Source organism: Burkholderia sp. lig30, from assembly GCF_000687455.2.
Taxonomy (GTDB): Bacteria; Pseudomonadota; Gammaproteobacteria; order Burkholderiales; family Burkholderiaceae; genus Burkholderia.
The window spans coordinates 1-11,395 of sequence record NZ_JGVW01000130.1 but is presented as its reverse complement, the minus strand read 5'-3'; the positions used below and the strand labels follow the sequence as shown (position 1 = coordinate 11,395).

8 protein-coding genes and 3 pseudogenes are annotated in these 11,395 nt (G+C 64.4%); 3 read left to right on the top strand and 8 right to left on the bottom strand.

Going from position 1 to position 11,395, the window contains the following annotated elements:
- From LIG30_RS23400 to LIG30_RS23395, 4 genes and pseudogenes are all read right to left on the bottom strand, one after another.
- Positions 1-205, bottom strand: a pseudogene (locus tag LIG30_RS23400) (CheR family methyltransferase); the annotation flags it as partial.
- A 123-nt stretch (positions 206-328) separates the two neighbouring features.
- Positions 329-502, bottom strand: a pseudogene (locus tag LIG30_RS25745) (helix-turn-helix domain-containing protein); the annotation flags it as partial.
- 85 nt (positions 503-587) lie between these two features.
- Positions 588-713, bottom strand: a complete 126-nt coding sequence (locus LIG30_RS27485; RefSeq protein ID WP_268760731.1) for a hypothetical protein — start codon at positions 711-713, stop codon at positions 588-590.
- Positions 714-812: 99 nt separating this feature from the next.
- The gene (locus tag LIG30_RS23395; RefSeq protein WP_038715952.1) at positions 813-3,626 is read right to left on the bottom strand and encodes an autotransporter outer membrane beta-barrel domain-containing protein; all 2,814 of its coding nucleotides are present in this window, start codon (positions 3,624-3,626) and stop codon (positions 813-815) included.
- A 601-nt stretch (positions 3,627-4,227) separates the two neighbouring features.
- On the opposite strand from LIG30_RS23395, the gene LIG30_RS23390 reads away from it, so the two are divergent.
- Positions 4,228-4,887, top strand: coding sequence for a response regulator transcription factor (locus tag LIG30_RS23390; protein ID WP_038715951.1), 660 nt, complete (start codon positions 4,228-4,230; stop codon positions 4,885-4,887).
- On the opposite strand, the gene LIG30_RS23385 is transcribed toward LIG30_RS23390, so the two are convergent.
- Positions 4,854-6,917, bottom strand: coding sequence for a sensor histidine kinase (locus LIG30_RS23385; protein ID WP_051995154.1), 2,064 nt, complete (start codon positions 6,915-6,917; stop codon positions 4,854-4,856). The genes LIG30_RS23390 and LIG30_RS23385 overlap by 34 nt on opposite strands.
- 844 nt (positions 6,918-7,761) lie before the next feature.
- Between LIG30_RS23385 and LIG30_RS23380 the strand changes: the two genes are divergently transcribed.
- Complete coding sequence (locus tag LIG30_RS23380; protein ID WP_051995153.1) at positions 7,762-8,904, top strand: porin; 1,143 nt, start codon at positions 7,762-7,764, stop codon at positions 8,902-8,904.
- 170 nt (positions 8,905-9,074) lie between these two features.
- On the opposite strand, the gene LIG30_RS26880 is transcribed toward LIG30_RS23380, so the two are convergent.
- From LIG30_RS26880 to LIG30_RS23365, 3 genes are all read right to left on the bottom strand, one after another.
- Positions 9,075-9,236 (bottom strand): hypothetical protein, encoded by a 162-nt coding sequence (locus tag LIG30_RS26880; protein WP_235510381.1) that lies wholly within the window; start codon positions 9,234-9,236, stop codon positions 9,075-9,077.
- An 86-nt stretch (positions 9,237-9,322) separates the two neighbouring features.
- The gene (locus LIG30_RS23370; protein ID WP_200929735.1) at positions 9,323-10,723 is read right to left on the bottom strand and encodes a methyltransferase family protein; all 1,401 of its coding nucleotides are present in this window, start codon (positions 10,721-10,723) and stop codon (positions 9,323-9,325) included.
- A gap of 12 nt (positions 10,724-10,735) precedes the next feature.
- Complete coding sequence (locus LIG30_RS23365) at positions 10,736-11,041, bottom strand: hypothetical protein (protein ID WP_038715947.1); 306 nt, start codon at positions 11,039-11,041, stop codon at positions 10,736-10,738.
- A 115-nt stretch (positions 11,042-11,156) separates the two neighbouring features.
- On the opposite strand from LIG30_RS23365, the pseudogene LIG30_RS23360 reads away from it, so the two are divergent.
- A pseudogene (locus LIG30_RS23360) lies at positions 11,157-11,395 on the top strand (hypothetical protein); the annotation flags it as partial.

The following is an 11,395-nucleotide window of genomic DNA, read 5'->3' as shown; positions in this document are numbered from 1 at the left end:
ATGGGTTTGCCGAACGCTTACCGATGCCCGGCGGGCGCTGGTTCAGGTTGATCTGCGAGAACGCGACGCGGCTGCGCAACTCACGGTCGATCAGCAGCGCTCCTTCCCGCTGGCCGGCACCCTTCAGGCAGAATCGCTTCAGATAGGCAGGCGGGATGTTTTCCGTGCGCTCCAGCGAGTAATGAACGACGCGGGCGCGCTTCAACTGTGCGATTCACGGACATCGTTTCACTTCTTAGGGCGCCGTTTTCGTTGCGTGGCGGAATCGGTCGGAATTTGATGCACTCGCTCATCAAGCGCCGTTGTACTGACTCGGCGACGAACTCGCCGCCTCGGCAGCCTCGGTAACCTTCCGGTTTGGGCTGCGGAGTGAACGACGGCTTTGAGACTGGAGACCTGCTTCGCCAGCTTCCTCATAGCGACGCAGCCATTTGCGAAGTGTCGATCGAGATATGCCGCACCGCGCGCACACGAGGCCGGCATTGCCGGTCTCGTGATACATGCACACCCAACGTAATCGCGCGGCGATCTCTCGATCCGTCGCTTCATTTTAGTTGAGACGATGTCTACGAATCACACACGTTAAGTCACGCGACCAGCGATACCGAGGCGCCCGGCTCGCGTGTCTGCTCGACCAGCGCCCGCTTGCAATCGACCGGGAGGTTCGGTCTTTTGCTCGGAGCGACATCCTTGCCGGCCAACATCTCGTCCACGTTGGTTCCCACTAAAAAATTTAGTGGGAACGAAGTTACACTCGATCAAAGTGCCCCGTGAACGGCCGTCGCGAGGCGCGCACATCCAGATCAAGCGAATCAGAACAGCTGACGTAATTGCAGACTGCCGGTCTGCGACAGGAACTGCGAGCCTGCCTGCAGATCGTAGCGTCCGATCAAGCTCATGGTGTTCGAGCGCAGCAGCGTCACGGCCAACGAGAGTTGCATGAGATCCGAGACCGGCGTGGCACCGACTGTGGTGAATGCGGTCTGGCCAGTCGGGTCGGCGGCATAGCTGGCGCCGGTCACAACACGCGTGTGGTCGTACTCGTGCGTCCATTGCAGGCGCAGAGATGGAACCAACTCGCCGTAGGCGGTCGCCACGCTCTTCTCGAGCTTCACGCCCAGACTGCTGCGCACCGACGTTCCGTTCGTCGCACCCACCGACAGCGCAGCGCCGTTGCCGCCAGTCTCGGTAAAGGCGTTCTGGTGCAGGCGACTGTAGGTCAGGCCCGCCAGCGGAGTAAGCGTCGCGACATTCAGCGCAAGCGGATAACCGAACTCCGTGCTCACCACGTACTGCTGGCCGCTGAACCGCCCATTCGCCACACCCGAGAAGCCCGGGAAACTGATTACGCGCCTGGAGTTGTACTGCTGCTGTACCACGCCACCCGACATGTTCAGGTACCATGGACTGCCGCTGTAGCTCGCATAGGCGATCAGGCCGTAGGCATTCACGCCCGTAGTGTCTCCCGCGGCTGCGTCCTGACCATCAACCGACGTATTACTGTAGCTGAACGCACCGCCGGCGCGCCAGCGATCGCCCAGCGCTCGATCGGCACCAAGCAGCAGGCCGCCGTAGTTCGCGCCGTATCCAGGAACCTGATCGACGGCGCCCTGGCCGACGTGACCGCCAAAGGCCTGGCCCCACGCGCCCCAGCCAAGCGCACTTTCGCCGGTCGCCACGCCCGTTTGGCTGGCAGCCAGCGTCTGATTCATTTGGGTCGAGTGCGCAGAGACGATATCGAGCGTGCCGAATGTCGCTGCAGCGGCGGCCTTGCCTTGCGACGCACTCTGGATCGGCCCTAACTGCACGCCGGCGTGATTGGCGGCGGCGGCAGGTCCCCCGGTCAGGGCGAGAGAGGCGTTGAACAGGTTCAGCAGCGCCGGATCGAGGCCGGTGTAACGCGCCAGGCCGGCCAGCGATGCGATCGCGTTAGGGTTCGTGGCGGGGGACGCTGGCGTCGACAGGCCTCCCACCGTGAGCACCAGGTCAGTATGGTTACCGAAATACACCGACTGGCCGCTGACTTTAAAGCCGTCAGCTGAATAGTGCAGACTGTCGGCGTTGTACGTACCCGTGCCGGCCGCATCCACCACCACGTAGCGCTGGCCGTTGGCGAACGCGTAGCCTTGGCTCTTCAAGCTCACCGACGAGCCGGCGGCAATCGTCGCGTCGCCGCTGACCACCAGTCGCCCATAGCCGCTGTCGGTCGGCCAGCCTGTCACCACCGCTCCGCTCCCCACTCCGATCAGAAGCGATGCGCCTGCGCCCTGGCTGTAGTTGCCGGTGATCGTCACGGGTGTGTTGACCTGTAGCGTGGCTCCGATGTTCTGCACGGTACTGATTGCGTTGACGTGGTCATTAAGCACCAGGTTGCCGCTACCGAACACGACATGATCACTGTAAATTGTGCCAATCGAGCCGTTGTAGCCGGTCAGCGTCCCGAAGATCCCGGCGGCGCCGCCATTGATGGTCAGGCCCCTGACGGATGCATTGACGATATTGCCGGCGATCACCCCCGAATTGGTGATCGTGCCGATTATGCTGCCGTTGTAGATAGCCGTGATGCCGCGGATCGTCCCGCCGCTGTTATTGGTCAGGCTGGTGATCGTGCTACCGTTGTCGATTCCCTTGCCAGCGCTGCCGGTGCCGCTGATGGTGCCGCTATTGATCAGCGTGCCGATCGTACCGAAGCTGTTGCTGATACCCGCGCCGACGCCGCTGATCACCCCGCCGCTGTTATTGGTCAGCGTGCCGATCGTACCGAAGCTGTTGTTGATACCCGCGATGCCGCTGATCACCCCGCCGCTGTTATTGGTCAGGCTGGCGATCGTGCCGTCGTTGCGGATCCCGCCGCCGAAGTTGCCGGCGCCGCTGATGGTGCCGCTATTGGTCACCGTGCCGATCGTACCGCCGTTGTTCATGATGCCGGTGTTGTAGCCGCGAATGGTGCCGCTATTGATCAGCGTGCCGATATTGGCCGAGCCGACATTCCCCCCGCCACAGTTGCTGATGCCCCCGTTGGCACCACTGATGGTGCCGAAATTGGTCAGCGTGCCGATATTGGTCGGCGTGCCGATATTGGTCAGCGTGCCGATATTGGTCAGCGTGTCGAGCCACCTGCCGACGTTGTAGATCTCCGCAGAGCCACCGATCGTCCCGCCGATCGACCCGATCGTCCCGCCAACGCCATTGGTCACGCTGGTGATCGTGCCATCGTTGTAGATGCTGTGGCTGCCATTTTGGCCAGCACTGATGGTGCCGCTATTGGTCAGCGTGCCGAGCGTGCCGTCGTTATGAACTGCTTCACAGCCACCGATACAGTCTGTGTCTATGATGCCGCCAACGTTATTATTGATCGCGCCGACAACTCCGCTGGAGGGGTTAAAAACCCCGTAATAGCCTCCCGAAATGCTACCGCTGTTCGTCAACGTGCCAACGGTGCCGCCGACGTGCACCCCCGTCCCCGCGCCTGAAAGTACCTCGCCTTGCTGGACCGTACAGTCCGCCGTCATCCAATTGGCGCACGACTGCGTCGCCCCCGCTTCCGGGGAGGCAATTGCCGCCAGGGCCGTAGCCACCGCCAATACGAGCGCTCTTCTCTTCAGATTGCCTTCGTTGTTTTTCATTGCACTTCGTAATTTGCCATCGCCGCGCGCGACACGGACATACGCCCAGTGCGCGCTCTAATTCCGCGTGCAGGTTATCCAAGCTTGTCGCACAAAAGCTGACAAATGCTGACATGGTTGACGTGCAACACTACGGCACATCGCTGGCGTAAAGCCCGGCAAACGTCACGCCCCGCCGACAGGGCGGCAGATGGAATGCGAGCTTCAACGTGGCGATGTTGGCAAGCAGTCCGGAACCCGGCCAAACCACTGATATGACTTTCCGAATTTGCGCGGCCACTCTCTCCATCGTCCCGCCCATCCCGCCCAGGACATCGCACGGAATCTCGCGCTCGCCGGCAACACCAGCCGCTCAACTCAACGCAGAGTCCATGCATTGTCAGCACCCTAAAGTTTTTGCCTAACTAACCGTAAATCAGGGTCGTCTTGCGTGATGTCCGCACACGCGAAACGGGCCAGAGTCGAAGTCGGCCGATGTGGCCTCGATGAGGTGGACAAGGACACCGCAGCCCGCTCCGTGAGCGGGAGCTGCGGCAGCATCGCCAGGAAACACAGGAAGTCGCTGCCGACGGGCCGGCGCGCTTCCAGGGGGAGAACGGATATGGGAACGGTACTGTTGCTCGACGACGAGGTCGAGCTGCGCGAAGAAATTGCCGCCTTTCTGGAAAAGCGCGGCTGGACCGTCATCCAGGCAGGGACGGTGGAGGAATTCCGGAGGCTGGCGATGCAGGCCGAAATGGCCATCGTCGATGTGATGCTCCCCGACGGCAACGGGTTCGACGCGGCCAGCTGGCTAAGAGAAAGCCAGAGCGGCTGCGGCATCGTCATGCTGACCGCCCGCGGCGAGACCCAGGACAAGGTAAACGGACTGAGAGGCGGCGCCGACCATTATCTGGTCAAGCCGATCAAGCTGCTCGAACTCGACGCGATCCTCCATGCGTTGAACCGGCGGGTCGTGACCAACTGGCGCCTCGACAGGCAAGCCGGCGCGCTTTGCGCCCCCAAGGGCAGCCGGCTGAACGTCTCCCCCGGCGAAAGCAGGCTGCTCGAACTGCTCGCGCGCCATCCGACACAGCCCGTCAGCCGCCGCCAGATCGTGGAGAGTCTGGGCTATGAATGGCTCGATTACGACGAGCGGCGGCTCGAGACGATGGTCAGCCGTCTCCGCCAGCGCTGGCGGGATGAATCAGGCACCGAGCTGCCCCTCAAGACGGCCCATCGCCTCGGCTACGCGTTCGCCGAGCCTCTCTCGCTGTCCTGACGCCCAGCCGCGCCCGGCGGCAGGAAAATGATGGCGCGGCAGCCCCGCCCCGGCGCGCTATCCAGATTCAGGCTGCCATCCTGCATTTCGACCATGCGCCGCGCAAGCGAAAGGCCAAGCCCGGTTCCGGGCTTCCGGCCGGCATTCCGTCCGCGATAGAAGCGCTCGAAAACATGAGGCATATCGGATGAGTCGATGCCGGGTCCGTCGTCCTCCACCGCCAGCTCGACACCGTGCAAGACCTGCCTTCCCCGCAACACGATACGAGTGCCCTCGGGCGTGTATTTCACGGCGTTGTCGGCGAGCGTGCGCAGCACGAGACGCAACAAACTGCTGTCGCACTCGAACGTTTCCGGCAAGTCCTGCGCATCGACCTCCGGCCGATGCCCTTCCGACAGCAGGCTGGCCGCCGTTGCAGCGTCCTCGAGCAGGCTTGCCAGCCTGGTCGGCGTCGGCCTGCAGCCGTTCCTGAGCAACTCGAAGCCGTCCTCGTGCAGCGAGTCGTTCAGCAGCAACGTCAAACGCTGCGTGGCCCGGAGAATCTTCTGGTAACGGGCGGAGGTCATCGGATCGATGTGCGAGTCGTCGAGGTTGAGATTCTGCGCGGTGGCATCGATGACAGCCAGCGGCGTGCGCAGTTCGTGCGAGACCGTGGCGAGAAACTGGCGCTGTTCGTCCTGCGCGCGGCGCTCGAGCGCGAGGGATACCTCGACCTGCTCGATAGCCTCCCTGAGCGCCTGCGTGCGCAACGCGACCTTCGCTTCCAGATCGCGCTCCGCCTGACGAGCGACACGCAACGCTTCGACCTGCGCGGCCTCCTTTTCGGCGCGCATGCCGGTATAGCGACGGGCGATCGCCGAGTTCATGATGAGCATGAAGGCCAGCATCCCGAGATACCCTGCGTTGTCGACGATCGGGCCGGGATCGATCCAGCCGACGTTGCGCGCGACGCGCAGCGCGGTGCCGACCAGCAGCAGGAGCAGCGTAAGCAGGATCACCCGCGCCGGCCTGTAACCGCGCACCGTCAGCCAGGCCGCGACGGCCAGCGAGATCACGATCACGAGCACCTGCCAGAGCAAATACAACGGCCGCACCCACCACACGTCGAAAACGAGTATGCAGGAGGCCGCCGCAAGCGCCACGACAAGCGTGAGCCAGCAAGCGGCCACCGCCACGCGCCTGTGGCGCGATTCGAACAGCCCGAGATAATGCGCGGTAAACAGGATGCCGGCCGACGTCCCGAGCAGCCAGCTGAGCAGATAGATCGCATTGCTCAGCAGCGGTGAGCCCGGCAGCAAATACTCGTACAGATATCCCTCGGCCCCCAGCGAAGTAAACAGATTCAGCAGCACGCTCAACCCGAAATAGCCGAATGACCGGTCGCGCGCCACGCTCCACATCCACATGCTGAAGATCACCAGCACCACATGCGTCGCGTAAAAGAGCGCAAACAGCAGCGACTCGGTCGTCAGGCTCGAAATGAACGCCTCCGGCGTCCACATCTTCATCGAAAAGCTCATCGTGCTGGTGCTTCGCACCCGCAGATACACTGTGGCCGGCCGATCTGCGGGAAGCTCGAGACGGAACACCGGGTCCCGATAGTCGACGTCGCGCTGCGCGACGGGCCGCCGGTTTCCGGCGATCCCCTGCCGGTACCCGCCGTTCTGCTGCGGCTCGAACAGCGTGACGTCGTTGAGCAGCGGCGAGCGCAATTCGAGCAGCCAGACCGGCGACGACCGCGCCGGACGGTTCAGCGTGAGCCGCAGCCAGATCGTGCCCTTGACGTAGCCGAGCGCGGGCGCCGCGTCCCGAACCTGGAACGCTTCAGCCACTTCGGGGCGGGACAACTGATCCACCGTCAATGCATCGGTCGGATCGCGCAGCAATGCCCAATTGCGATCCAGTTGAACCTGGCCCGAATCGGGCAGGCGTATTTCGGGCGATGCCGCCGCTTGCCCGGTCCAGCCGAGCAACAGCGTGCAGAAAAGCCAAAGCGCGGCTTGAAGGCCAACCTTTGTCGGAAAGGGCATGACTGGAACTCATTTGGGCGGCACACATCTCGGAGTCCATCCGAACGCCCCGGGTTTTTTCTCTATTGCACGATCGCGCGCGTCTCAACGCATGCGGCTCGGGCCATGCGGGAGCCCTGATGCAGCCAGTCCCGTCGCAGCCTGAAGGTCGGCGCCGCTTTCACCGCGCTCCCCGCTCTGCCCGACAAACCGGCCGCCGGAATTGTACCTGCTCTTTACCGCACTCAGCCCGGGATAATGGGCATCACGTACGACTGCCACTGGGCCGGCGCTGCGACACGCGGGATGCCGGCGCAGGCCGCTGCCCGGCCATTCAGCGCGCAGCGCAGCGGATCGCGAGCGCCAATGCGCCGAGTGCAAGCTAATTCACCGAAATGTTGCGCGCGCATCGAATCGAGACGGCAGCGGCCAGCACCGGCGACGCTCGCGCATTCAGACATGCAGGACACACGCGGCCCGTGTCAGCAGCGCGCAACACCACCCTGAATCGGTCCGTCTAGCGCGCCGTTTCTCCGTATAATCCCGCCATTCGAAGAATTACCTAATTATTTAAATGAAAATCGGCGCATCGCGTGCGCCGGTCAGGCCAGCCCACCCCAAGAAGACGGGCGGTCCCAGGAGACAGCAAGGATGTTCATCCCATCGCACAGGGGCACATGCCCCGTCCCGTCCGTGTCAGCCGCCTTCGATCAGGGCCGCTGACGACCGCCCGATTTCCGTCACACACCCATTCCGCGTCGCGCATGCCGGCAGTCGTCCGGCGCGGCGCGGTGCGTCGGCGCGCGCGGCACCGTCACGTCGCCGACACGCATTCAATCGAACTAAAAAAACCTGGAGAACAACAATGAGAAAGTACCTGATTCCCACCCTGCTGTGCGCCGCAACGAGTCCGGCATGGGCGCAGAGCAGCGTGTCGCTGTACGGCATTGCGTCGACCGCGATTGCGTGGACCAGCAACGCGGGGGGCCACGGTGTCGCGCAGGAGCTGAGCGGTGCGAACCAGAACAACCGCTGGGGCCTGCTGATCAGCGAAGATCTCGGCGGTGGCGTGAGCACGGTCGCCCGCCTCGAAAGCGGCTATTTCATCACGAACGGCGGCACCGGCCAGAACGGCCGCATGTTCGGCCGCCAGGCCTACATCGGCCTCTCCGACGCGCGCGCCGGCACGCTGACGTTCGGCCGCCAGTACGATGCGACCTTCGATTTCACGTCGCCGTACAGCGTCTCGAACGCGACGGGCATGCTGCTGTCCTCGCCCGGCGATGTCGACAACACGATGGGAAGCTGGCGCTTCAACAACTCGGTCAAATACCTGAGCCCGACCATCGCCGGCATCGATGCCGAGCTGATGTACGCGTTCAGCAACCAGGCCGGCGACTTCGCGCTGAACCGCGCGTACAGTGCCGGCCTGCGCTACCGTCTCGGCCCGCTGCAACTGGCAGCCGCGTATACGCAGATGGACGGGCCGGGCAACGTGAACCCGAACGGCGCGGTGACCAACGACTACGCGGGACCGGCGTTCTTCCTGTTCCGCGCAAGCCCGCTGAACAGCGCCGAAGGCGTGGCGCGCCAGCGCACGCTCGGGTTCGGCGGCCGCTACGTCGTCTCGCCGAGCCTGCAGTTCAACGCGATGATCGACGCGGTGCGCTTCAAGTACCAGGACGGCACCAGCCTCGCACTCGACAACTATCACGTGTCGGTGTCGTACCTGCCGACCCCGCTGCTGACGCTGGCAGCCGGCTACATTTACACGAGCGGCCGTTACGGCGGCCTCGACGCGAATCCGCACTGGAACGGCGTGCAGCTGTTCGTCGACTACGCGCTGTCCAAGCGCACCGACGTCTACATTTTCGACGACTATCAGCGCCGCTCCGGCCCGCTCCAGGTGAACGGCGTCAAGCTGGCCGGCCCGGCGCTGTACCTGAACCAGCCGTCGAGCAGCAACGTGCAGAACATGGTGGCGATCGGCATCCGTCACCGCTTCTGACCGGACATCGCGATGCCGCCGGCGCCCTGCGCCGCGCCGCATCGCTTCATCCATACGCAACGCTGAAAGCGGGCCGACACCACTCTGGAAGTCGCGCGGTTGCTTGTACACGACGTCCGCAAGGAACCGCGGCCTGCACCACACAGAGTTCGGATATATGGCCGCAATCGTTACCCAATGCCGATCAGGCGGATTGCGTTGTTGAAAAGGTCCAACACATAGACATTGCCGCCAGCATCGACGGCGACGCCCATCGGCTCATCGAACGACGCCGCTGTACCGTGCCATTCTCTGCCCCCGCCCTCCCCGGAGCCGGCAAGCGCAGCGACCATCGCCGCTGCAGCGCTACAGGCCACTGACACGTTGGCGACGTCGACCAAGGCCGTGCCGCTGCCGTTGCTCGCGAAAAGCGAATGACTCAGGCCGAGGGCCTGCGTTGGAGCCCCGGGCGCCGCTCAGACGCATGCTCCCCTCCAGCGGCCGGCACACTCTGGCGTGGGTCCGGCAGCGGCAGGTGGCGCATGAAGCGGAACAGGCCGTGCCGGTCGATCCAGCCGGCGTAGGCAACGTAGTCCGGATCGCGCGACAAGTGCCGCTCCTCGGTCCACGCCCGCAGCGCATAGATGCCGTTGACGCCCAGCAGCAGCAGGCAGTGGCGCAGCATCTCGTCGGCCGGGCCATGCGCGACGAAGGGGATCGAGATCAGCCACCACGACAGGTTTTTGGCCACATAGGCCGGATGTTTGGTCCAGCGGTAAGGGCCGTTGGTGATGATGCCGCGGTGGGTCAAGTTGGAGAAGCGCGCGCCGAAGCTGACCGTGGCCCACACGTAGATGGCCGTCAGCAGCAGGATCGCGCTGCCCCAGATGCCATACAGCAGCGGCGTGTTCCACAGCCACGCGCCCCACTTGAAGTCGGTGTCGTAGGCCAGGTACTGGCGCCCGTACAGCGACCAGAACGGCTCATAGCAGACCAGCGCCACGGCCCAGCCCAGCACGGTCGGCTCGGCCGATCGCAGGTGCGTGTCGGCAACACGCAGCGCCAGCAGGTAGCCCACCGCCACCAGTCCCACGTCGATGAAGTAGAACAGGCCGTACAGCAGGTCGAACCAGGCCTTGAAGCCCGTAAGCTGGCTGAAGTCGGCGGCAAGGAGGCGCGCCAGGTCGTTGCACATATAGGTGAACATCAGCGGCAGGAAGAAGCCCTTCACCAGCCAGCCCAGCAGATGCTGGCCGATGATGCGGCCGTCCACCTTGTCCCATTGCATGGTTACCAGGCGGCCCAGGTGCCAGTAGCCGTCCAGTGGGCGCGCCATCTTGCGGTCGACGAAATAGAAATACGGTAGCGCCAGCACCAGCCACGGCGGCAGCACCAGGGCCAGCATCGCGTAGTAGCGGCCGTAGAAGTCGCCGTGGTACTCCGGAAACAGCCAGTACAGCAGCGCGACGAAGCCCAGGCTGCCGAGCAGGCCGGCGAACTTGAACAGGGTGCGCTGCCACGACGGATGATCGCGGCGGAAATCCAGCCCGGTCGACGCGCGCCGATGCACCTTCTGCCACAGCAGGTCCACCAGCAGCACCGCCGCCGCCGAGGTCATGCCTATCATGAAGAGCGCGGATTTCACCACGTCGTCGCCGAACGGCCGGTCCGTGCGCAGGATGACCAGGGCGAGCAGGAAGCCCGCCAGCCCGGCCACGGCCACCGCGCCGTGAGTGGCCGAGCGCGGCCTGATCGCCGCCGGCCCGTCCGAGCCAGTGCGCTCTCCGTCCATCATGACGTCCGCCCGACGCCCATCCTGCATCAATTCGTTCTCGGTCACATTCCACCTCATTTACTGGTTGCGCTCGGTGATCACCAGCGGCACGCGCACATCGCCCACTGTCATTACCGCCTGCATCGGTAACGCGCCCGCCGGCACCGAAGTCGCCGTGAACGCGCGCGACTGCGGCTCAAAGCGCAGCCATGCCGGCAGGGCACGGCCATCGGCCAGCGTGACCCGCGCCGTTACACCTTGCGCCGCACCCGGCACTGCCTGAGCAGGCAACGCAAAGCGGAAGTGGCTGCCTGGGCGCGCCATCGACTTCGGCACCGATACCGCAATGAGATCGGACGGATTGCCCGAAGTCTTGAGGCTCACGGTGACGGTGATGCCGTCGGGACTCTCGGCGGGGCCGTTCGCGCCACCGGCGGCGCCGCTCGACGAACCGCGGCCCGACGACGAGCCACTGCCCGACGAGCCCGTGTCGGCGGTCGTGTTGGTACCACTGGAGCTGCCGCTCGACGAGCCACCGCTGCCGGACGACGAACTGCTGCCCGACGAGCCCGTGTCGGCGGTCGTGTTGGTACCGCTGGAACTGCCGCTCGACCCACCGCTGCCCGACGACGAGCCGCTGCCCGACGAGCTCGTGTCGGCCGTCGTGTTGGTGCCGCTGGAGCTGCCGCTCGACGAACCACCGCTGCCCGACGACGAACTGCTGCCCGACGAGCTCGT